At 45.9% G+C, this 24,675-nt stretch carries 12 protein-coding genes; 9 read left to right on the top strand and 3 right to left on the bottom strand.

What is annotated here, in order from left to right; all coding sequences use genetic code 11:
- The first annotated feature begins 217 nt into the window (after positions 1 to 217).
- Both DWZ61_RS16765 and DWZ61_RS16760 read left to right on the top strand, forming a co-directional pair.
- Positions 218 to 1,243, top strand: coding sequence for an ABC transporter substrate-binding protein (locus DWZ61_RS16765; protein WP_118539786.1), 1,026 nt, complete (start codon positions 218 to 220; stop codon positions 1,241 to 1,243).
- 16 nt (positions 1,244 to 1,259) lie between these two features.
- Entirely contained in the window at positions 1,260 to 2,540 is a 1,281-nt protein-coding gene (locus DWZ61_RS16760) for a GGDEF domain-containing protein (RefSeq protein ID WP_118539784.1), read from the top strand.
- A gap of 11 nt (positions 2,541 to 2,551) precedes the next feature.
- Here DWZ61_RS16760 and DWZ61_RS16755 read toward each other — a convergent pair whose 3' ends face one another.
- From DWZ61_RS16755 to DWZ61_RS16745, 3 genes are all read right to left on the bottom strand, one after another.
- A complete protein-coding gene (locus tag DWZ61_RS16755; RefSeq protein WP_118539782.1) occupies positions 2,552 to 4,504 on the bottom strand; it encodes a heparinase II/III family protein in 1,953 nt (650 codons plus the stop codon).
- A 129-nt stretch (positions 4,505 to 4,633) separates the two neighbouring features.
- A complete protein-coding gene (locus DWZ61_RS16750; RefSeq protein ID WP_118539780.1) occupies positions 4,634 to 6,232 on the bottom strand; it encodes a response regulator in 1,599 nt (532 codons plus the stop codon).
- 33 nt (positions 6,233 to 6,265) lie between these two features.
- Positions 6,266 to 8,041 (bottom strand): sensor histidine kinase, encoded by a 1,776-nt coding sequence (locus DWZ61_RS16745; RefSeq protein ID WP_242993680.1) that lies wholly within the window; start codon positions 8,039 to 8,041, stop codon positions 6,266 to 6,268.
- 339 nt (positions 8,042 to 8,380) lie between these two features.
- On the opposite strand from DWZ61_RS16745, the gene DWZ61_RS16740 reads away from it, so the two are divergent.
- From DWZ61_RS16740 to DWZ61_RS16710, 7 genes are all read left to right on the top strand, one after another.
- Positions 8,381 to 9,745 carry a sugar ABC transporter substrate-binding protein gene (locus tag DWZ61_RS16740; RefSeq protein WP_022312007.1) on the top strand — a complete coding sequence of 455 codons (1,365 nt, stop codon included), beginning with the start codon at positions 8,381 to 8,383 and terminating at the stop codon, positions 9,743 to 9,745.
- 135 nt (positions 9,746 to 9,880) lie between these two features.
- Positions 9,881 to 10,780 carry a sugar ABC transporter permease gene (locus tag DWZ61_RS16735; protein WP_243026446.1) on the top strand — a complete coding sequence of 300 codons (900 nt, stop codon included), beginning with the start codon at positions 9,881 to 9,883 and terminating at the stop codon, positions 10,778 to 10,780.
- A complete protein-coding gene (locus DWZ61_RS16730; RefSeq protein WP_182427151.1) occupies positions 10,780 to 11,571 on the top strand; it encodes a carbohydrate-binding protein in 792 nt (263 codons plus the stop codon). The genes DWZ61_RS16735 and DWZ61_RS16730 overlap by 1 nt, the downstream gene beginning before the upstream one ends.
- A 14-nt stretch (positions 11,572 to 11,585) precedes the next feature.
- Entirely contained in the window at positions 11,586 to 12,425 is an 840-nt protein-coding gene (locus tag DWZ61_RS16725) for a carbohydrate ABC transporter permease (RefSeq protein WP_118504477.1), read from the top strand.
- Between the two features lie 166 nt (positions 12,426 to 12,591).
- Entirely contained in the window at positions 12,592 to 13,764 is a 1,173-nt protein-coding gene (locus DWZ61_RS16720) for a glycoside hydrolase family 88 protein (protein WP_118539804.1), read from the top strand.
- A 319-nt stretch (positions 13,765 to 14,083) separates the two neighbouring features.
- Positions 14,084 to 15,823 (top strand): DUF2264 domain-containing protein, encoded by a 1,740-nt coding sequence (locus DWZ61_RS16715; protein ID WP_118539776.1) that lies wholly within the window; start codon positions 14,084 to 14,086, stop codon positions 15,821 to 15,823.
- 273 nt (positions 15,824 to 16,096) lie between these two features.
- A complete protein-coding gene (locus DWZ61_RS16710; RefSeq protein WP_118539774.1) occupies positions 16,097 to 24,340 on the top strand; it encodes a family 43 glycosylhydrolase in 8,244 nt (2,747 codons plus the stop codon).
- The last annotated feature ends 335 nt before the right edge of the window (positions 24,341 to 24,675 follow it).

The following is a 24,675-nucleotide window of genomic DNA, read 5'->3' as shown; positions in this document are numbered from 1 at the left end:
ACGATACTGATGATCAGTATCCGATAGGTAGACCTTGTTAAAAAATATAATAAAAAAGCGTAAAATTATTATGAGAACCACCGGTGATGGCTTGCACCCTATACAGGAAGATGGTACTATAAAACGTAAGAGGCATGATTCGGAAAAGAGAAGATAACGGTAAAAATAAAGATAAATAAAGATAAATAAAGATAAATAAAGAACCAGGGGTGGTTACATGAAAAAAAGAATAGTTGCCGTGACTTGTGTGCTGATGTTTTGTCTGGGGTTGATCGGATGTGGGACTGAACGAGCCGACAAAACGCAGCAACTGATCCGGGGTGCGGCACCGGGGTATAATGACGGTCTCATCCGGGTGGGGATGATCCAGACGGGAAAAGAGTCTGACTGGAGAGATGCCAATACCAATGATTATCTGAATACTTTCACCAAAGAAAGAGGCTACGATCTGATCTATATTGACGGCAATTCCAGTTCGGAGCGCCAGGTAAAAGCCATGTACGATCTGATCCAGCAGAAAGTAGATTATATTATCCTGCAGCCCATCGTGGAGACCGGATGGGAGAATGCCATACATGCCGCAAAGGAAGCTGGGATACCGGTCATCGTAGCGGACCGTAAAATAGCTGTGGATGAAACGGAATACGTGTCCTGGATTGGTTCGGATTTTGAAGAGGAAGGCCGGAAAGCTGTAACGTGGCTGGATCAGTATTTAACAGAGCAGGGACGGGAAAACGAGACAATCCACATTGTCCTGCTGGAAGGAACTGAAGGAGCTACCGCTGCCATCGGAAGAACGAACGGTATTTTACATGGAGTGGAGGAACATCCGAACTGGACTATCGTAGACAGGGGATGTGCCAATTTCACCCAGGGAGAAGGCCAGACCTATATGGAAAATCTGCTCAGCAAAGGAACGGTAAAGGATATTGATGTTATCATTTCGGAAAATGATAACATGATTTTTGGTGCCATGAAAGCACTGGACCGGAACGGCAAGAGCTATGGGCCTGAGGGAGACATCATTATGATCTCCTTTGACGCTTTGCACGAAAGCTTTGAAAATATGATGGCGGGGAAATTACATGCCACCGTGGAGTGTAATCCGCTGCTGGCATCCACTGTGGAGATGGTCATAGAAGAACTGGAAGCCGGCAGAGAGGTGGACAAGATCTATAACACTGAGGAAAACATCTATACCTATGAAAATGCAGCCGACTATATAGATCAGAGAAAGTATTGATTTCCGAGGATTACGAATGAAAAAATCATTAAAGTATAAAATCGTTCTGGCTATTGTTATCATCGTATGCATTATGGACGTGAGCTTCATATTTGTAAACTACGTCAATTATATGAATGTCAATCGGAATTACACAGATTCTCTGGCGCAGACTGTGGCGAATACCTGCAGCTTGGTGGTAGACGGAGACAGCGTAACGGGCTATCTGGACAACAGACGGAGAAATACGGCGTATTACGAGGTATGGAATAAACTCATTGACTATCGCAACACCAGTGAAAATGTATTGCAGATCAGCGTGGTCAATTTCAGGGATGGTGGAGGCTGTTATGTGTATGACACAGATTTGACAGAAAACGGAGCCTTTTTAGGAGATATCCGCCCCTACGATGAGGTACAGAATGCTATAAAAGACGAGTTGATCGCATGTGAGAAAATAGAACCGTTAGAGTATAACGGAAGAAGCGATTACTACATTCCGCTGAATTCCTCATACAATATTCCGGTGGCTTATATTATCGTAGGAATTTCCACAGAAAATGTCAGATGGGAGCAATTGACTTATTTAGGGTATATTACCATCATTGTTACATCGATTACGGTGCTTTTCGGAGTCTTTATGATCTGGTTTATGCAGCACAATGTACTGCGACCGTTAAATGCCATGTCCAAGGCGGCTTCCAGCTATTCTATTGACATTTTGAGGGATGGTAAGGAATCTCCCATCAGCCGGATGAACATCAGAACCGGAGATGAACTGGAACGACTGTGTGAATCCATGAAGAAAATGGAGCATGATATCATTGCGTCCAGTTCCCAGCTGGCTATTGCCGATTGGAACAGCAATCATGACAGCATGACGCAGCTCTACAACAAGAGACACTACAAAGAACAGTTAAAAGAACTGCAGAGTGACAGTACCATCGGTGTAATTTATTTCGACATTGACAATTTGAAACGCATGAATGATACCTTCGGACATGAAAAAGGTGATGCTGTGATCCTGAAAGCAGCGGAATTTATCCGGAGATATCTCACGGAGCAGGCAAGCGGATTCCGTATCGGTGGAGATGAATTTGTAATGCTGATCAGAGATTGTAAGGAAGAAAAAGTACAGGAACTGGTAAGTACCATGCGTGGAGATGAGAAAGGAAATTTATCGGATGTAACAGCAGAGTTTTACTGCCGTCTTGCAATCGGCGGAGCCTTTCGCAAGACAGCAGAAACTCTGGAAGAAACCATAAAACGGGCAGATGATGAAATGTACAAGAATAAACATTCCGTGAGAAAAGCCTGAAATTTTAGGCTTTATTGAATAGTCAGCCGGAAGACGGCATCGTTGCCCTTCAGCCGGATCCGGTACAGATCATGATCCCATGCCGTTTTCAGGCGTGCGTCCGTGATCGGTAAAGTTTCTATGGCAAGCAGATCAGCCCCTTCGAAGGAGGCAGATGCTTCTCCGATGGAGAGTTTACCGTCAGAAAGAATAACAGGTTTTTCATAAGTAATAAAATTAAGAATAACATCTTGTGCATTTGTATGGTCTTCCAATACGACAGTGTTGGAAGACTTTTTTAATGTCACCCTGCGGACATAGGTCAGATCCGGTACGGTGGACTGTGCGGCAGGATAGGCGGCAGCCAGTTCCATGGAAATAGACGGTTCGGCTCCGGTCAGAACTGTCATCACATTTTCCGCACGGTATTCCACACCGTCCTTCTGATCCGTACCGCAGATTGTAGGCAGGTTGTGATATCCCGACTGCATGGTCCAGATCTCGTAACGTCTGGGAGAGAAGGTCTTCCGGGTGTAGGTCTCCACACCGATATCCGCCAGAATGGGCAGTCCATTTTTGTATAAGGTGATGCTGCCGGTATCATTGTGGTTGTGGCTGTCGGCATTGTCTCCGGCTTTGACTGCCAGATCCAGAGTATCGGAATGCACGAGGAACAGCCCTACGCTGGGATAATAGACATCCCGGTGGGAAAGCGTTCCGGAAGTGTCCTGTTTCATCAATTCCTCATAATGAAATACGGTCTGCATACGATAGAACAGATTCCCACCGTTCACTTCATCTGTGACAAGCTGACCCTGTCCCGCCTGGAAATCTTTTGCGGCGAACAGGCAGAGATCCTCCTGCCCGGTGGCCTTGCCAAAGAGATATTCCCGTACTCCTGCGCGACCGGCGATGGGAGAGCAGTCAGCAAAATTAAAATAGTATTTATCATTCACATGCACGTTCAGAATATAGGATGCAATATTTTTCACCTTATCCCACCGGAACAGAGTGTCGAAATGACCGTCGGTAACCGTGTTCAGCACAGTCATGGCACCGTATAGACATAGTCCCGCATGGCGATAATATTGGGCACCCTCCTCGCAACAGCCGTCATTGCCGTAATCCTTGAGAAAATAATCACAGCTTTCAGCGGCCTTATGCAGAATCGCCTGCAATGTGACAACTGTGTCAGACGTATTCTCCGGCAGGAACAACGGAGCATTTCCGCAGAATGTGCGCACCGGAGAGGACAACCGAGAGGACATTTCCACACTCCAGGGCATCAGGAACGTGGTCAGCAGTACATTCTGTGTACACCATACGGTCCAGTTGCACATAGGCTCATCGTCATGTCCCATCCACCAGAAATGTGCGGTCAGGTAGGGCAGCAGGATCCGTCGCTTCAGATTGTCCTCGATGCAGGTCAGGATAAAAGGGCTGACAGCGTTGAATTCTTCTTCCAGCAGATAAGCCGCACAGGCCAGCAGTGCACCGGTCTCGCAGGCGAACAGATCCATGACGGGCCTGGTCACATCCGGCAGGATCAACTGCGGGGTATCGCGGATATAGGAGTTATGCGCGGGAAGCTGCCAGGCAGTCTCTTCACAGATGGAATAGATACCATTGAGAATATCGTCCAGAAAACGTCCCTGATGTTCCACACATTCGGCCTGGATCAGATCATTCAGGGCATTGCGTTTGGCGAAATAGAGGGCTTCAAAAGCAGCCCGGTCACCGTCTCTTTTAAAACGCATATAATCCGTGGTACGGATCACCGGAAAAGAGTAATTCAGTTTTTCCTCACCTGCCTGAATGAGTTTTTCTTTTAATGACTCAGGGAGAGTCTCATAGGATGTCTGCATAGAAGCTTTCGGAAAAGGCCGGAAAGACTGAAAAGTACCATGAAAAGTTTCGGCTGTTTCCAAAAAGCGTTTTTCTATATTATGATTGGCATAAGCTGTTTTATTGTTCTGATTGTTCATCGTTATGCTCCGTTATGAATGTTGTCTGTGTTACAGAAAGATAGGTTATAGTTAATAATAGTCTATTTTCGGACACATTATGATTTGATAAAGTGTCGGACATGTGAATTACCTCTTATTGTTAATATGTTAATTAAATTTCCCATTCACATATTCCGTGGGGGAGACACCCTCCACCCGTTTAAATACCTTGCTGAAATAGAAGGCACTCTCGAAGCCCAGAGCCTCTGCGGCCTCGTAGACCTTCATATTTTCTTCTTCCAGCAGCCGTTTGGCTTCCGTGATCTTGCAGATGTTGATATATTCACTGAAGCCAGTATCGTTGTATTTGCTGAACAGCTGGCTTAAGTAATTCGGGCTGATGCCAAAGACCGCGGCCACCTCATTCAGGGACAACCGCTCGCTAACGTGTTCATTAATATATTTCCGAACATTAGTTACGATGTGGTTTTTATAATCCTTTCGACGGGATTGGAACAATTCGCACAGTTGTCCGCAGAAGAATTGCAGCCACTGGATCACGTGATCCACATTGGACTGCTTATAGAGGGAACGGTAGCCATCCGGATCTTCCGCAAAAAAGCCGGACACAATAGATTCCCCGTCCTGTAAAAGCGAAATCGACAGATAGAGAATATTGCTGGCAGCGTCCAGAGCCTGCACATAGTGCCCCGGGTGATCCCGGAACAGATCGCAGATCGACTGAATCGTGTTATGTAAAATATCAGGATCATATTCTTCAAAAGCTCTGGTGAGATCATTCTTAAACAGGCTGATATTGAAGGAATTCTTAGCCTTTTCCTGTGAATGACCGGTATCAAATGCTACTATCGCGTCATGGGATTCCGTATTTTGAAAAATCTGTCTCGCGTACTGGTAGGAATCACAGATGGTACCAGGCGTCTGAACCGGGATGCCGATGCCGCAGCGTAGCGACACATTATAGTAGTTTTGCAGAGTTCCACTGATATTGTGCAGAATCTCCGTCAGATTTTCTACATAATCATCGGTACCTACGGCATCCGCAAAGCAGAAAATCAGTGCAAAATGGCGCAGATCCAGGGATAATGCATACAGCGGCAGATATTTACCGCCCAGTTCCCGGATCATCTGCAGTGAACTGGTAAACAGAGGCATCTGCTTTTCGGCAGACATCTGATCGGCCTGAGGGCTGATGATCTCTCCGTAACAGCACACATAAGCGACGTAATCGAAATTCAGATTCAGATCTCTGCTCTGCAGACGGAACTGTTCTTCGGACTCGAACAGGTCATGAAGGAGACTGATCAGGAACTTGTCATAAAAGGGATGAATATTTACGGCGGACATCTGCTTTTTCCGGGAACGGGAGATCTGTGTGAGTACCCGGTCTATGGCATTTTTCAATACTTCCGGTGTCAGCTCCAGCTTCACCAGATAATCGGATACCTGATAGGACAGAGCATCTCTGGCCATCTGGAAATCCTCATAGCTGGTAAGGATGATAAAGTACGGACAGTTTTCACCATAGCGTTCCCTACATACTTTTGCGAGATCCAGACCGCTCATTACGGGCATTTTGATATCCGTGATCACAATCTCAGGAGATTTTTCCTCGATGATCCTGAGAGCTGCCTGACCGTTCATGGCAGTGCCGCAGATCTCGATATTTAATTCATTCCAGTTCAGCATGGAGCGGATACCCGCCTGAACCAAAGGCTCATCATCTACGATTAAAAGCTGATACATAGTAACTCCGTTCTGGACAGATGTCTGTCCGGATTAAGTGTTTTCAGATGAAATAGTTTCGGATGAAACAGTTTCATTGTTATGCAGAGGAATATTCGGTATGTGTATGGACATCGTCGTATATTCCCCTTCTTTGCTTTCTATGGTAATGCCATATTCTGCACCAAATTGGTATTGTAAGCGTTTATGCACATTGCTGACACCGATTTCCCGGAAGAAATCCGCAGAACTGTCGTCGTTGGAGCGTAATACCTGTGCAGCTTTATCCGCTGTCATGCCTACACCGTCATCTGTGACATCAATACGGATCTTTTCGGTGTTGTCCGATGTCTCATAGCCGACATGTATCCGGATGTGTCCGGCACAGCCCTTCGGTTCGATACCGTGGAAAATTGCATTTTCCACCAGAGGCTGCAATGTAAACTTGATAATCTCACTGTTGTACAGAGATTCATTATCCACCTGAATGTCCATGGTAATGGTGCCGCCGTAGCGGTAGCTCTGAATGGTGAAATAGTTCTCCAACAGAGATAATTCTTCCCGGATATCGATCAACAGGCTGGTGCCTTTGGAAATACTTTTTAACAGACGGGACAGGGAGGTGGTCATCTCGGAGATACCGGTTGCCCCCTGTATGGTTGCCATCCATTTGATAGAGTTCAGTGTATTATACAGGAAATGAGGATTGATCTGGCTTTGTAGCATCTTGTATTCCAGATCCTGTTTCTGTTTCTCATCTTCCAGTCGTTTCTCCATAAGTTCCGATACATTTTCCGACAGATCATTGATTCCCCGTCCGATATCCCCCAGTTCGTGATCCCATTCCACGCTGGGATCTCTGGAGAAGTCTCCGCCGGCGATGCGTACCATCCGTGTCTGCAGCCTGGATACAGGTACCGTGATCATACGATTCATCAACAGCATCAGAACGACACCGATAGACAAAATGCCGATCAGGATGCAGGCAAGGATTCCCATGAACAAAACCGCCTGATTGGTCCGCTCCGCATGTGAAATACTCTGACTTAAGTAGCAGTCCGGCATATTTAACGGAGTGGTGACCAGAATCTGTTCTCCCATGGTAGCACTGTGGATTTTGGAAATCTGTGTGGTGCCCGTGAGAGAATATGTGCTCAGGTCATCAAGAATACTATATTCGGGCGTAAATTCCTGCAAGCCTCCGTTTTCATAAATATAGGTATGTCCTGCAATGGACAGATAGAGAAAGCTGTCTGACGGACAACTGTAATCTTTCAAAGGTATGGTGAACAGATCTGCGGATATTTCGATGAACAGATATCCTGCCTGCCTGTTATTGTATTGGTAGGTAATGGGACGGATCACAGGTAATACTTTACGTCCCGCACGGTGAAAAGGATCGGATACAATACCGGGCGAAAAATCATAATCATCGGCAGTCAGTAATTCTTCATAATAAGGAAGCTCCGGAATCAGCGTTGCAAGATCTGCGGTAGAAGAGTACGTTGCGGTTACCACCTGCAGATAATGCTCCTGTGAGACAATGGCAATTCTGGGCATATAATTATAAGAAGAATTCCGGCTGCATTCCTCGTAGAAGGAATCATAAGTGGATACGGACAGGACAGAGCCGGGATTGGGGTTATGTTCAATATAATTGGCAATATTGGAATCTGTCTGGCAATATCTGACCAACCGGTAGACTTCATCCATACTGTTGTCCATAGACTCCGACAACAGGCGCAGGCTGGTCTCCGTGGACTGGATCAGGGTGTTCTGCAGATAGTGCCGGAATATGTAATAACTGAACAGGCTGATCAACAGACACATTCCCAAAATGGCGCTCAGAGTGAAGAGCAATATGCGATTTCGTATGCTTTTTGAGTGATAAACAGTCTTTTTCATGCTTTCAGTATAACATAACGAAAGAAAAACGGTAGTTGAAAAAACAAGATGCTAAAAAAAGTGCATATTAAAATAAAATATTACATCTTCCGAAAGCACTTTTAGAAAAAAGATAAAAAAATTATAAAAGAATGTGAATTATATTATAAATTTTTCCATGTTACGGAAAGATCTTTTTCGTTATACTTTAGTTACAGTCAAGGAACCGATAACAACGGATTCGTAACAGACGTAACATAGTATCAAATTAACAGGAGGGTTTACATGAAAAAGAAAGTATTAAGTTTAGTACTGACAGCAGCAATGATGACTACCATGCTTGCAGGCTGCGGCAGCTCCGATAACGGCAGCACAGCAGCTTCCACCGGTGAGGCACCCGCAGCAGCAACCACTGAGGCTGCAGCAGCTTCCACCGAAGCAGCACCTGCAGAAGAAGTTACCTTAAAGTGGGCTATCTGGGATCAGGAGACCACACAGTACTGGGGTGACATTAAGGACGCGTATGAAGCATCTCATCCCGGTGTAACTATTGAGATGGTAGATCTTGGTTCTACCGATTACATGACCGTTCTGGCAACTGAGCTTTCCGGCAGCGGATCCGATTTCGATGTAGTAACCGTCAAGGATGTACCCGGATATGCAACGCTGGTACAGAAGGGATCTATTCTTTCCCTGGATGATTACATCTCCAAAGATGGCGTGGATTTAAGCAAATACGCAGGTGTTACCGATCAGGTAACTGTAGACGGAAGCCTGTATGAGCTGCCTTTCAGAAATGACTTCTGGGTATTGTTCTATAACAAGGATCTGTTTGATGCCAAGGGTGTTGCTTATCCTACCAACGATATGACCTTTGATGAGTACGATGCTCTGGCAAGAGAGATGACCGATACCACCTTCGGCTCTCAGGTATACGGTGCTCATTATCACACATGGAGAAGTGCAGTTCAGCTGTTCGGTGTTCTGGATGGTAAGCATACTATTTTGGATGGAAACTATGATTTCTTCAAACCTTACTATGAGATGGTTCTGAATCAGGAAGCTGACGGTGTATGCAGAAAGTACACGGATCTGAAGACCGAAGGTTTACATTATTCCGCAGCATTCTCCGGTGGAGACGTAGCAATGATGAACATGGGCTCCTGGTTCATCGCAACCATGATGTCCAACCTGAAGTCCGGCGAATATGATTCCAGCCTGTGCGGTAACTGGGGTATCGTTAAGTATCCCCATGCAGAAGGCGTAGAGCCCGGTTCTACTCTGGGTACCATCACCGGTCTGGCTGTAACCACTGCAAGTGATACTCCCGATGCGTCCTGGGATTTCGTTAAATGGGTAAGCGGTGAAGAAGGCGCAGCAGTTATGGCTTCCAGTGGTAACTTCCCTGCAATGATGACTGATGAAGTAGTAGACATGATCTCCGGTCTGGAAGGATTCCCCACCGATGAAGCCAGCAAGGAGGCTCTGACTGTATCCAACCTGTATCTGGAAGTTCCTTACGCTCCCAATGTATCTGAGATCAACTCCGCTCTGGATTCCTATCATGGAAGTATCATGACCGGTGAGATGAGCATTGATGATGGTATTGCTGCAATGAATAAAGCGGTAGCTGACCTTCAGGCTCAGTAATGAAGATCTTCTCTATAAAAGTATTGAATGTTTGTTGAATGTTGAATAAGACTTAAGGGGTCGTACCTACGGCCCCTTTCTTATCAGAAAAAGACGCAAAAGATGACACAAAAAGCGTTTGAAAGGAGAATTGTTATGCGGAAATTAAGCCGTCAAACCAAAAGAGATCTGGTGGCCTACTCCTTTATTGCACCTAACTTTATCGGTTTCTGCGTATTTACTTTGATCCCCATTATTTTTGCCTTTGCCCTTGCTTTCATGAAGTGGGACGGGAGTAACCCGATCCAGTGGGCAGGCATCAGTAATTTTACAAGACTGTGGAAAGATACTTTCTTTATCGCAGCATTTAAAAACACCATTATTTATTGTATCGGTACCGTGCCTCTGACCATGATCGCATCTCTGGCACTGGCCATCGTGTTAAATCAGAAAGTAATAGGAAGAGGTATTTTCAGAACCCTTTCCTTTTTCCCATATGTAGCTTCTCTGGTAGCAATCACCGCAGTATGGAAAATGCTGTTCCACCCCTCGAAAGGACCTGTGAACAACATTCTGCTGAATGTTTTCAATGTACCGCAGGATCAGCTTCCCCAGTGGTTCACCGGCGGACTGGTACTGTTCTCCATGATTCTGTTCAGTGTATGGAAATATATGGGTTATTATATGGTAATCTACCTGGCAGGCTTACAGGGAATCTCCGCTGAACTGTATGAGGCAGCCAGTCTGGACGGTGCAAATACCTGGCAGAAATTCCGTTATGTGACCTGGCCGCAGTTGTCTTCCACGACCTTCTTCGTAGTAGTCATGCTGACCATCAACTGCTTCAAGGTGTACGATATCGCCATCATGCTGGCAGGCGGTGGAAGCGGCGAGCTGACCACATCCGCAACCGTTCTTGTATACTACATCTATCAGAAAGCATTTATTGACTGGGATCTGGGCTACTCCAGCTCTGTAGCAATGGTACTGTTCCTGATGGTACTGTTCGTAACGATCATTCAGTTCCGCGGTCAGGCAAAGAGGGAGAAAGCATAATGGCAATCTTAGCTTTGAAGGTTCTCGATAAGGACAGCAACACCATCTGCGTCAGCAGCGGTGAGGATTTTGTGGATCTGGTCTGCACCCATACCTATGAAGAGGGTGACCGGATCGTGCTGGAGACCGATGAGAAAAATATACATGTACATTTACAGGTGGATGATGCTCTTGGGGATGCTTTCGTATACATAACCGACAATGTATCCTATTATGTTCCCTTCGGGGAGAAAAGGATCAGCATGTCCCCTAAGGTATTTTCCGGAAATAAACATTATCTCTATGCGGAAGTCGCAAGAGAAGATGAGATCACAGCCTATAGAAACCTGGCACTGAATCCTGCGGATCAGCATATGGATGTTCCCTGTTATCCGCATGCGACAGCCAATGTGGAGACCAGAGGCGAGAGTGTATTCGCAGCGAAAAACGCCATTGACGGTGTCCGGGCGAACCGCTCCCACGGAGAATGGCCCTACGAATCCTGGGGAATCAACATGCAGGATGATGCAACTATGAAGCTGGACTTCGGCAGACCGGTACTGGCAGACAGGATCGTGTTGTACACCAGATCCGATTTCCCGCATGACAACTGGTGGCAGCAGGTAACAATCCGGTTTTCCGATGGCAGTGAACAGGAATTTCCCTTAGAGAAGAGCAGCAGGGCACATGTACTGCCAATCCCCGAGAAGGAGATCACCTGGCTGGAGCTTTGCAACCTGATCAAAGCAGAAGATCCATCCCCCTTCCCGGCACTGAGTCAGATTGAAGTGTACGGCAGGGTAAAACGTTAGGAGGCGCACAGATTATGAAATCAGCACATAAAAAAGCCGTTTTTGGCAAAGTGATCGTATATGCGATTCTAATTCTGATCGCAGTGGTCATGATCATTCCTTTCCTGTGGATGCTTTCCGCATCCATCAAGAGTGACAGAGAAGTATTTCAGATGAATCCTTTTGTATGGATCCCTGCGAACCCCAGGTGGGACAATTACGTGAAGATCTGGACGAAGATTCCCTTTGGCAGATTCGTGGGAAATACGGTATACTTGACATTGATCGTTACTTTCTTACAGTTACTGACCAGTAGTTTTGCAGCATACTCTTTTGCAAAACTGGACTTCCGTCATAAGAACGGACTGTTCCTGGCATACATCGCAACCATCGCAATGCCCTGGCAGGTATATATGGTACCTCAGTTTATCATGATGAGAAGAATGGGACTGAACGATAAGCTGCTGGCTATGATCTGCCTGCAGGCATTCTCCGCTTTCGGTGTATTCATGATGAAGCAGTTCTATGAAGGCATTCCCGATGATCTGTGTGAAGCCGCCAGAATCGATGGCATGAGCGAGTATAGAATCTATGCCAGCATTATGCTGCCGCTGTCGAAACCGGCATTGTCCACATTGACGATCTTCACCTTCGTGGCAACCTGGAATGACTATCTGGGACCCCTGATCTACTTAAAGAGCCAGGAGAAGAAGACCATTCAGCTGGGACTGAAAATGTTTATCAGCCAGTATTCTTCCGATTACGGTCTGATCATGGCAGGATCGGTATTGTCACTGATCCCGGTGCTGATCGTATTCCTGGTATTGCAGAAATACTTCGTAGAAGGTGTTGCTTCTACGGGACTGAAGGGATAACGGATAACAATGTATTTTCACAAGCCTGTGCCGGTTCCATGTCACAGGCTTGTATAATAAAAATGAATATTCAGAACCATGCAGGCATGTTATTCCGTAAAGCCTCGCTGAGGCGGTTTTGCGAATGTGCGGGGTGGGGCTGAATAGTAAGGTAAAGGATAAGACTATGATAACATTTGACGAAAAGAAATATCCGCAGATCACAGATGCGGAGATCAAAGACGCTCTGCAGTTTTCCACGGAGCAGGTGATCCGGGATCTGCCGGAATTTACCGATCAGTTCCAGAATGCCTACAGTGAGAACGGTTTCTACCAGCCCATTCCGAACAATTACTGGACCTGTGGGTTCTGGACCGGAGAGATCTGGCTGGCCTATGAATATTCACAGGACGAACGCCTGAAAAAAGCAGGTGAGGTGCAGGTGAAGAGCTTTTTGGACCGTATTGACAATAAGATCGAAGTAGATCATCACGATATGGGATTTCTGTATTCTCCTTCCTGCGTGGCAGCTTATAAGCTGATCGGAAGCAAGGAAGGCAGGGAAGCAGCTATCAAAGCAGCAGATCAGCTGATCACCAGATATCATCCCGTAGGCGAGTTCATTCAGGCCTGGGGCCCCATGGATGCTCCGGAGAATTACCGTCTGATCATTGACTGCCTGCTGAATCTGCCACTGCTGTATTGGGCATCCGACGAGACTGGGGATCCCAAGTATCGTGATATTGCTGAGAAGCACATCCATACAGCAGTAGCAAATGTGATCCGTGAGGATTATTCTACCTGGCATACCTTCTTCTTCGATATGAAGACAGGTGCGCCGGATCATGGTGCCACCTGTCAGGGATACCGTGACGGTTCCGCCTGGGCGAGAGGTCAGGCCTGGGGTGTCTACGGTATGGCACTGGCTTACCGTTATACCGGAAGAAAAGAATATATCGACCTGTTCCGCCATGTAACGGAATATTTCCTGGAACATCTGCCCAAGGATCTGGTACCGTACTGGGATCTGGAATTCACCGACGGGGATGACCAGCCGAGAGATTCCTCCTCTGCATCCATTGCAGCCTGCGGTATGCTGGAGATGGCGAAATACCTGGAGCCGGAAGAAGCAGAGCATTACATTACACTGGCAAAACAGATCATGCGGTCTGTCTATGTGGGCTATGCCGTAAAGGATCCGAAGGAATCCAACGGACTGGTGCTGCACAGCACTTACTCAAATCATTCTCCTTACAATACCTGTAATCATTACGGCGTGGATGAGTGCAATTCCTGGGGAGACTACTTCTACATGGAGGCACTGACCCGGTTATTGAAGGATTGGAGAGAGTACTGGTAGATTATATTAAATTGATATCATACGAAGCCCATACAGATACGCATGCCTTGATGTAAGGTCTCCGAGTGTGGATTTTCTAAAGAAAAGTGGCTTAGTTTTTCTCATTATGACGGGCCCGCCTACAGTCGACATCCATGTCGACGATCGGCTGACGCGAACATCGTGTTCGCTTTCGCCCTGTTGCCAGACCACTTTTCAAGAAAATCTCACACTCTACGACAAACATCTTCGGCATGGCATCCTGTCTGGGCTTCTGTAAGAAGTATTTCTAATATAGGAATATAGTTACTACGTTTGTTATTTTGGAGGGACTAACTGCATGAACTTACATAGCAAAAAAGATTTTCAGGACTGTATGTTATCGATATTAAATCCGTTAAAGCCTTATTACAGTGAGGAAAAGGCGAGACTGACCCTGGGCGTTACCATGGCACATTATGACATCGGTGCCACATGGATGGAAGCCTTTTCCCGCCCCTTATGGGGATTGGTGCCCTTTTGGGCAGGTGGGGGAAAAGAGCCGGAATTTGAAGAGATCTACCGCAAGGGTCTCACCGCAGGAACCGATGAGAAGAACCCGGAATATTGGGGAGAATGTACTTCCTTTGACCAGAGATTCGTGGAGATGGCAGCTATTTCCTATGGCATCATGTTTGCCCCTGAAGTGGTATGGGATCCTCTCACGGAGGAACAGAAAGAGAACCTCTGTAACTACTTAAACAAGATCAACGAACATCCCTTGCCGGTGTGCAACTGGATCCTGTTCGCCGTACTGGTGAACATTGCAATGAAAAAGGTGGGACGCCGGTATAGCCCCGAGATGCTGGAAGAATATCTGGAAGGGCTGGAGACCTTCTATCTGGGTGAAGGCTGGTATCAGGACGGAGATTCCGGACAGAAGGATTACTATATTTCTTTTGCTATTCATTTTTACAGCCTGATCTATGCCGTAATTATGGAAAAAGATGATCCGGAACGGGCAAAAAAATACAAGGCGAGAGCCATGGAGTTCGCAAAGCAGTTCATTTACTGGTTCGATGAAGAGGGCGAGGCCATTCCTTTCGGCAGATCCCTGACCTATCGTTTTTCACAGGTAAGCTTTTTCAGTGTCTGCCTGCTGGCAGGACTGGAGCCGTTCCCGGTTCCCGTGATGAAGGGACTGATAGCAAGACATTTGCAAAACTGGCTGAAACGGCCGATTTTCGACAGAGATCATGTACTGACGATAGGATACGGTTATCCGAATCTGACCATGGCAGAGCGGTACAATGCGCCCGGATCTCCTTACTGGGGTATGAAGGTATTTGCCTTTTTATTGCTTCCCGACGATCATCCCTTCTGGAGTGCAGAGGAAGCACCGTTGCCGAAACTGTCGTCTGCTTGTCCCCAGAAATACGCCGATTTGTTTGTCTACCATTACGGCAATCATACGACGGCATTTGCCCCGGGTGTCTACAGCCCCAATGGACACGGACAGATCGTGGCAAAATACGGAAAATTCGCCTACGATACCCGATTCAGTATCAGTGTGGCAAAGTCCGAATATGAGCTGCATGAAAATGCACCGGATAATATGCTGGCTTTCTGGATCAATGGGTATGTCTACGTGCGCCGGATCTGTGAGGCATCAAAGATCACGGACACAGGGGTATGGTCAAAGTGGAGTCCCTATCCGGGCATCACAGTAGAGACGACGATCACTCCGGATGCAGGCGGACATACCAGAGTACATAAGATCACAAGTGAGATCGAGTGCGTGGCATATGATTGTGGATTTGCTGTCAGCAGAGGTGATTTTGAAGAGGTCGGCTTTGCGGAAAAGGTGGACGGTATGTCCGCCCAGGCCAGCAACGAATTCTGCAGTTGTACTGTCAGTGCGGTATTGGATGAAAATACACAGGTTAACGAAGTGGCAGACAAGCCGCCCGTAGGCTACATGATCACCGTAGATCCCAACACTAACCTGCTCTACACCAAGACCAAGATCCCGGCAGTGAAATACCATATCAGCAAAGGGGAACAGGAAATAGTGACCAGAGTGGATGCGGAAGTAATCTGAATATATAGAAATTGCAGTGGAGTTTTGCTATTTGCAGGCTCCATTGTTTTTATATGAAATAAAAGTATTATGTATACTGTAAATTGTTGAAACATAAATATTAAAAAAGTATATAGTTGCATAATTTTTTACATTATATGTAAACACTTACAAAAATAATCATAAAAATCATAGAGAAAAAAGGAAGTAAAAAGTAATTTATTGCATTTTGTACAATCTGTCTTATTTTTTATAATAAAGATGTATTGTTGTAAATAATTATGGGAGGATTGTATGAAGCAAAAAACATGTAAAGTAGCGAAAACAGTATTGACTCTGTTGCTTTGTGCAGGTCTGACGGCAGGTTCGGTGCCGATAGATGCATTGGCAGCGGATGTACAGTCAGAACAGCCTGTTGGGGGCACAGAGACTGATACAGAAGCCGGAACAGAAGGCAATACGCAATCCACAGGTTCTGTATCTGATGGAAACGTAGTTATAAAGGAGAGAGAAGAAACAGGAACGGAGTGTGGTGCCCCACAGGCGGATTCCGTATCAGAAGGAGACGGAATCGCATTAATAAGCCTGGAAGCTTCCAATACACATATTGCAACTTATACAGGAAAAATTCCGGAAGGAATCACATGGGATGCAGATGTGACGGTAGATACTTTCAGCGAGTCGTACAGCGCGGTTACGGCAAAGGCGGCGGATGGAACCAGCTATACGGTTGATGTTGTACCGGAAGGAATTGTATATTTTATCGATAATGTAACAAAAGATTTTTCGGAAACTACAACAGAGCCTTATGAAGCAGTAAAGACATTAGCAGGTGACCAGCTGATCAATACCGTCTATGATCAGCAAAAGACGGCGGATACTGCATGGGGTCTGGTAGATACGGATGCGCAAACCAAAGGATATAAGAATACGACTACTGATAAAACAGCCACCGGTATTTATGGAAAAAATAATGCCATTGGAGAAACGTTGTCTTATGATCTGTATCTGGAGGCAGGCACCTATACTATTACTTCAGGACATAGAGAATGGTGGGACAAAACCCGTCCTATGGATGTGCTGTTAAAAACAGACGCAGGAGAAACAACCATTGGAAGTGTATCTGTTAGCAAAAGTGTAAAAACAGCACAATTTTCTTATACTTTTACGCTGGATACTGCCCAGACGGTTACTTATACCTTAAAGAGTACGGCAAAGCAGGCTCCTGTTTTAAGCTGGCTTGGAGTATCAAAATATATCACAAAGGAATCGGAATATTTTGGACAGGCTCTGGAAGACAATAATCAGCTCACTGTTCTTTCTGATGCTTCCTTAGAAGCAGACAGCGGCACAGGAAAGCAGCTTTCTGTGACAGGTGGCTGGACTAGTGGTGGTATCTCTAAGGCAGGCGCAACCATAAAAAATGCACCTGATTTTTTCCAGAGAAAGCAGTTTACATATAATCTCAATTTAAAATACAATTACATACAAGAAGAAACGGGGAGCCGTGCTGCTGTTTTTCTTGGTAATTCCGATTCCACTGCTTTCCGTGTAATTCCGGCAAAGTCCCAGAATCAGTCTGTGCTGAGAGTGGGTACCAATGCAGGAGCAAAGGATTATCCTCTGACAACGGCTCTTACTGCAGGGGACTGGCATGCGCTTTCTATTGTGTATACCGAGGATGAACAGCAAGGCTATGTGGCATTATACTGTGACGGAGCAAAGGTACTGAATGCCACTGGAATAGGGTTTAAATTAAGTAATACTACCAATCTGGCTGCCGGAATCGGTGCAGCTTATGGAACCAACTATTTGTGCAACGGTACTTATGACAATATTGTTGTCAAGGCAGCAGCTGCAACAGAGGAAGAAGCCATTACGGAAACACAGGCAAGACTGGATGCCATCAAAGGCGCTGTCCAGACAGACGGAAACATAGTGATATCAGGTGCAGATGTTGATAAGGCAGCAGCTAATATCAATGGTCTGACTTATAAGGGCTTTGGCATGTTAAATGGTAACAGTACCAGTAACCTGCTTCTGGATTACAAGGCAGAGCATCCTGATCAATACTGGGACATGATGCAGTATCTTTTCGGTGGAGAATATCCTTTGTTTACCCATATCAAGATGGAAATGGGAAATGACGGAAATAATTCTACCGGAGCAGAAGCCTGTACCATGCGTTATGAGAACGAAGAAGCGGATGCTTCCCGCTCTCCGGGATTTGTCATGGCAGCTGATGCGAAGAAGATCAACCCGAATGTCAAGATCAGTATTTTGCGTTGGGAGATGCCGGCATGGGTTGCTTCCAAATGGAGCAGTGACCGTACCGGTGCAGGATATGAAGCAGTTTATAAATGGTACAAGGAGACCATTTTTGATGCCTATGAAAAATATGGTTATGTCGTAGATTTCGTAGATCCTGATAAGAACGAGACAACAGACCCTAATGAGGACTTTATCAAATGGTTTTCCAACCGGGTAAAAAAAGAAACAGATTTCCCGGACTATATGGATCAGGCAGCGATTGACGCTTATCACAATATCAGAATTATTGCTTCTGACGAGAATAAGACCCTGCAAATCGTACCTTCCATGAGAAGCGACAATGATCTCTACAATGCAGTAGATATCATTGGTTTCCATTATCGTACCAGTGCCACGGAGGATTACATCAAAATGGCGGATGTGGACGACAAGGAGGTATGGTACAGCGAGGGTTGTGCAACCTTTGGTTATACAGAGTTACAGGAAAACAAGACGAGTGAATACGGTGGTGGAACGATCGGAGGATATCAGAGTCCGTTGGCTCTGGCAGACAGCTTTATCAATGCGTTTACCGGATCTCGCAGAACCCACTATATTTTCCAGCCGGCTATCGGTTCCTTCTATGAAGGCATCCAGTATGGCCATAAAGAGCTGTTAAGTGCCAGAGATCCCTGGAGCGGTTATATCCATTATGATCCGGCATTGTACATGATTGCACATTTCTCTCAGTTTGCAGTCACCGGATGGGAGGATACCGACCCTTCCCAGAATGAAATCTGGCGTGTTATCACCGGTGCAACCTCCGGATCCTTCGGCTCCAGTGACAATGAGCATCAGACAGCAGGGATGGATGGGAAAGCCAGCTATATGACACTGGTATCTCCGGATAAAAAAGACTTTTCTGTAATTTTTGTAAATAACACAAGAAATCAAAAAACCTTTAAGATTACTGCAAAGGATATGGCAGTAGCCTCCGATGCAACCTTAAAAATATGGACAACCACAACAGATAGCTATTTACAAAAGAGTGATACAGATGCAGAACAGCAGAACGGTTGCTGGTATGTAACAGTTCCGGCTTATGGGATGGTAACAGCAACTACACTGAATACGACACCTGCAAGAACACCGGAACAAGAAATCCATAACGAGGACAGAACGGTTTTGGATACTGACAGTACCGGACGCAATCAGAATACAACGGATAATGTACTTTATGCGGATGATTTCGAGTATACAGAAGAACCGGAAATGGAACAGTATAATGCTAAAACCGGGAAAACCACCAGTGTAGATTATCTGACGGCAAGAGGCAATGAGCCACGTTATATGTTGGATACGCATGGCGCTTACATTGTAGAGAACGGCAGATTAAAATCGGAACTGACGACCAGTGTGGGACAGTGGAACGGTGGAGAGCCTTCGACGATCGTCGGTGATTTCCGATGGATGGATTATGTGACAAAAATTGATGTCCAGATTCCGGAGACATCTGCATCGACCTATGCGAGACTGGGTATCCGCACCCAGACAGGCATGAACTGGAACCAGAGCGGCTATACGCTGGAGATTAACGGTGCCGGATCTTGGAAACTGTACCGCGTAGGCAGTGCTGTAGCAAATGGAACGGTAACAGCCACAACAGATGGCAAATATGAATTAAAGCTGGCAGCCCTTGGCGACATGATTACCGCGTTTATCAACGGAGAACAGGTCACAAGCTATCAGGACGCATCTCCGATGCTGTCCGGTCGCGTCAAGATCAGCAACAACTGGCATCAGGTATATTATGATAACCTTCTCATTGAGAAGATTGCAGGAGGATGTGCTTATGCGTTGTCTATGGTGGATGGACAGGATGACAGCGTAAGCTATGAGGGAAGTTGGACAATCGACAATCCCGGAAGCGGCAGTGCGGACAACTGGTATCGTACCTTGTCTGTATCAGGCGGAAGCGGTGCAACAGTGAGTTTCCCTATCCATGGTGCGGGATTTGCAATTATTGGACCTAACAACGCCGGGACGAAGCTGGATGTCTATGTAGATAACAACCTTGTAGCGGAGAATGTTTCGACCACAGCAGCTGCAAGTCGTTATGAGTCTTACAGCTATAGTGGTCTGAGCCTTGCAGATCATAATATCAAAGTAGTAGTAAAGAGTGGTACCCTGAAAATAGATGCACTGTATGCGTTGGGTGAGACAACCCAGATCGGTGATGATGTGCTTGTCAGCGTAGAAACAAAATTTCCTGCAGCTTATGCAGTTGAGCAGAATCAGACCCTCAAGAATTTGCCGGCTACGGTAGAAGTAAAAACAGGAAATGGAACTGTAGTGACAAAGCCTATCGTATGGAGCAATAATACGGCGGAACATTTCTCGGAAGCTTATGCGACGACCAGTGTCACCGGTGTGGTGCAGGATGGTGTCAACAGCTTCGGAGCAAGTCTCGGAGTGACGATTCCGGTAGAAGTGGTGCCGGAGAATACGGTATATTTTATTGATATGGTAAAGGGAACTCCGGATGCAGATGCAAAAACGGAAGCCTTTGCAGCAGTGAAGGAACTCAGAGGAAGTGCGCTGTTGAACCAGACTGCGGATCAGTTAAAGACCTCCGGCAATAGCTGGGGGCTGGTGGATACTGACGCGGGAACCAAGAGTTACACCGATACTACAGATAAGACAGCAACCGGTATTTACGGGAACAATAACAAATCAGGCGAAACTCTGACCTACGCGCTGACTTTAGATCCCGGTGAATACACCATTACCTCTGCACACAGAGAGTGGTGGGGAATGACCAGACCGATGAACCTGACAGTAACAGTGGATAATATTACACTGGATGCCGGAACGATTCAGGTAGACGGCAGCAATCCGAATGCTGTAAATACTTATTCTTTTGACGTAAGAACCAAACAGACCGTAACCTATACGATCACTGCAACCGGAACACAGGCTCCTGTCATCAGCTGGCTCGTTGTCAGCCGGACCGGAGATGCCGAGGAAATTCAGCCGAATGACAGTATTCCCGGTACATCAGGCAGTGTCATCCGTGATACGAACGGAAAGGCGATGCAGGCACACGGCGGTTCCGCAGCAGCCATGAAAGAAGGAACCGGAGAGGGATGCGTCAATATTGACCTCGATGGTGACGGACAGATCACAGAGGGTAAGACCGTATATCTGTGGTATGGAGAAGATAAGACCAACAACACCAGACCGGTAGATGGTGTAAAATGTTATGTTTCTACCGATCTTTACAACTGGACCGACAAGGGAACAGTACTGTATCTTCAGAGCAGCATCCTGCCGATTGAAGAATCCGCAGAGAAAGCAATCACTTCCTCCGCAGGAGCAAATGGAACAGGAACGACTCAGAGTTATCCTGCAATGCAGCTCAGTAATACCAATTTCGAGACTCTGAAGGCATGGGGAAAGCTGTCCGCAGCACCAGAGGGTGTCACCGAAGCGGAATTCCGTGATGTCAAGCTGTTCTTAAGAGCTTATGTCACAGAGTTTGAGAAAGAGCCAACGAGCGCTGAGGATATATCTTGGATTGCAAAGAGTTATGATGAGACAAAGGTAGAGGCAGGTAGCTTCCTGTACCCTGACAGCAAGACCAATGGAACCCAGACCGTATCCAGATTACAGCTTGCTTTCGAGGGAATGTATGGTAATTATTGCATTACTGAGCGACCTAAGATGGTCTATAATGAAAAGACAAAGAAATTTGTCATTATTTTCCATGCAGATGGACCTTTGTACAACAATGAAAAGCTGTACAACTGGGTGAAGAACGGTATGCAGGGCAACTGTGAAGCCAGCAGATACAGCCGCGCTATGGTTGGTTTTGCAACAAGTGATACACCATTCGGACCTTTCAAAGTGGTAAATATGACCCGTATGAATTATGATGAGAGCCTGAATGCACAGCGGTTGGGCGAAGCCAGAGACATGACTGTGTTTGTCGATGATGTGGATGCAAATGCAGACGGAGCAAAGGATGCTTATGTAATCTACTCCAGTGAGATGAATGCAAAGCTGTATGCATCTCTATTGAACAGTGATTATACCGGGCTCGCTGCCAAGGGTAATACAGCGGACAATCAACAGATGGTAGCCCGTCTGGTATCTGACAATAGCAGAGAAGCACCCGCTGTCATGAAATACGATGGTTGGTATTACATGATTACGAGCGGAACGGATGGCTGGAACAGCACCGCACATACCTACTATCGCAGTCAGAACATTCTAAGCGGCTGGGAAAAAGTAGGAAACCCGGCAAAGAATGATACCGGAAAATGTTTTGATACACAGGTGACATATATTATTCCGATTGATGCAGCTGCAGGAAAGTTCATTTATATGGGAGACCGTTGGAATGGCAACAAATTATCCGACAGCCGTACTGTCTGGCTGCCCTTACAGGTAGATGCCACTTCCCATACTATTGCGATTCTGAATCGCACCAACTGGAAGACAGAAGAACTGGAAGATCTGATCCCGGTTGGCATACAGACTGCACTTCCCAAGATCACATGGATGGACGGCAGTAATTTGCCGGAGAAAGTCACGGTAAGCTATAAGGGACAGACTGTGGAGAGTAAGGTTGCCTGGGACAAGAGTTCTTATCAGGTCATCGGCAGAACCACTGTCACCGGTAAACTCATCGATTGCCGGAACGCGGAGATCTCAACAGAAATGCTGGTATGTCCGAAAAATGCAGTTTATTTTGCAAATGCATCGAAAGCACCGGTAAGTGTAGATTATACTTCCATCATGAAACAGCTCGGCAATACATTGTTACATACAGTGGATGTATATGATGGCGCCTACAGTACAGAAACAGGATTTGGATATGTAGGAGCAGAAGGAAAGCTGCGTAACAGCACAGATGACATTTATCAAAGTATGCGTTATGCAACAGACAAGACCCAGAGCATCAGTTATCGGTTTGATCTGGAAGCCGGAAAATATAATGTTTATGTGGGTATGTTTGACCCCTCCAGCTGGTGGGATGGAAAACGCTATGCGGATATCAGTCTGAATGATAAGGTAGTAACAGAGAAATACAATTACCAGAATAATGTAAACGATACTCTTACGTATGAAAATGTAGAGGTAGGCGAAGAAGGAACTCTGACGATAACTATTTCGCCGAATGCAGCTACATCCAGTGCCGTTCAGGTCAGCTTTATTGTAGTGGCAAAAGCGCAGAAGGATGCAGAAGTTACCCCGACTCCGGAGCCTACGGCAAGTCCAAAGCCTACGGCAGCACCTACGGCAAGTCCAAAGCCTACGGCAGCACCTACGGCAAGTCCAAAGCCTACGGCAGCACCTACGGCAACGCCCTCAAACGATTCCAATCATGAGGATGACAAGGACAACAACACCTCGAATTCTCCTGTGGCAGCAACCGCAACTCCGGTTCCGGTAGCAACAGCAAGACCTGTTCATCCTACAGTGGGTGCAACACCAAGTGATATGGTAAATGCGACACCGACCGTTCCGGCAACAACACAGAAGACAGAAAAAACAGGAGCAACCATAATCAATGCAGCCGGTGAGGCTGAGGCAATCGGATGGAAGGATATCCTTGAAAATATTCGTCAGAATGTAAGTGATAGCAGCAATAAAGAGATCTATATTGTGGCAGGCAGCGACACCGTTGTTCCTGCAGAAGTATTGCAAAGCGTAATGGGAAGCAACCTGTCTCTGAGAATCGAAATCGAGGAGGAACTGGCATGGATCATTGAAGGACAGGAGATCACAGAAAATGTAGGAGATATTGATTTCGGAATCCTTAGGTCAGCGGATCGGATTCCTGCTGAACTGATAACACAGACGACACAGGGACATGATTATATTCCTTTGTCACTGGTACACGACGGAAGCTTCGGCATGACCGCAAAACTGTCAGTCCGTCTTGGTACAGAGAATATCGGTAAATATGCAAATCTCTTCTACTATAACCCTGACAATGCAGCAATGGAGTTAGTTGCGTTCGGTCAGGTGGCAGACAGCGGATGGGTTGAACTCAACTATGAGCATGCCAGCGAATATCTGCTGGTTATGGCTGACGAGCCTATGGATGTAGAGAATCTGTCCAAGGATGCTTCGTCGGAAGCAGTTTCCGCAGAAAATGACAACACAGAGAGCCAGAACCGTAATCACAGCAAAGCAGGAAAAATTTGGATTCCTATTGTGATTGTAATAGTATTGACAGGATGTGCTGCAGGATATTTCTATCTGCGTAAGAAAAAGTAAAAGAGTATATATGTTCTGTATGATCTAACATTAAAAACCGGCGAAATCTTATTTGACATGGCTGTCATTAAGATTTCGTCGGTTTTTTGTATACGGTAGGTTATGCAGGATTTTAAAATCACGAGACATCATTGTTCAGTAGGATACAGAAAGTTGTATTACTTTGCGGAGTAAAACAAGAAAAGACAGAAAGAAGTATCTGCAAATAAGAAGTATATAAAATGTTTAGATTTGGACAGTAGAAATAAAAACGTTTTTATGCTATCATGCATATAACAGTAAGAGGTGACAAACTATAAATAGTCAAGTGTTTTTTGAAAAACATTTGTGACCTA

Source organism: Clostridium sp. AF34-10BH (assembly GCF_003478095.1).
Lineage (GTDB): Bacteria > Bacillota > Clostridia > Lachnospirales > Lachnospiraceae > Acetatifactor > Acetatifactor acetigignens.
This window is presented reverse-complemented; position numbering and strand designations above follow the sequence as displayed.

Bases quoted from the DNA above. Each gene is read 5' to 3' on its own strand.
- DWZ61_RS16725 (WP_118504477.1), top strand. From the start codon at position 11,586: ATGAAATCAGCACATAAAAAAGCCGTTTTTGGCAAAGTGATCGTATAT.
- DWZ61_RS16745 (WP_242993680.1), bottom strand. From the start codon at position 8,041: ATGTGTCTGTTGATCAGCCTGTTCAGTTATTACATATTCCGGCACTAT.
- DWZ61_RS16735 (WP_243026446.1), top strand. From the start codon at position 9,881: ATGCGGAAATTAAGCCGTCAAACCAAAAGAGATCTGGTGGCCTACTCC.
- DWZ61_RS16715 (WP_118539776.1), top strand. From the start codon at position 14,084: ATGAACTTACATAGCAAAAAAGATTTTCAGGACTGTATGTTATCGATA.
- DWZ61_RS16720 (WP_118539804.1), top strand. From the start codon at position 12,592: ATGATAACATTTGACGAAAAGAAATATCCGCAGATCACAGATGCGGAG.
- DWZ61_RS16755 (WP_118539782.1), bottom strand. From the start codon at position 4,504: ATGAACAATCAGAACAATAAAACAGCTTATGCCAATCATAATATAGAA.
- DWZ61_RS16730 (WP_182427151.1), top strand. From the start codon at position 10,780: ATGGCAATCTTAGCTTTGAAGGTTCTCGATAAGGACAGCAACACCATC.
- DWZ61_RS16765 (WP_118539786.1), top strand. From the start codon at position 218: ATGAAAAAAAGAATAGTTGCCGTGACTTGTGTGCTGATGTTTTGTCTG.
- DWZ61_RS16710 (WP_118539774.1), top strand. From the start codon at position 16,097: ATGAAGCAAAAAACATGTAAAGTAGCGAAAACAGTATTGACTCTGTTG.
- DWZ61_RS16740 (WP_022312007.1), top strand. From the start codon at position 8,381: ATGAAAAAGAAAGTATTAAGTTTAGTACTGACAGCAGCAATGATGACT.
- DWZ61_RS16750 (WP_118539780.1), bottom strand. From the start codon at position 6,232: ATGTATCAGCTTTTAATCGTAGATGATGAGCCTTTGGTTCAGGCGGGT.
- DWZ61_RS16760 (WP_118539784.1), top strand. From the start codon at position 1,260: ATGAAAAAATCATTAAAGTATAAAATCGTTCTGGCTATTGTTATCATC.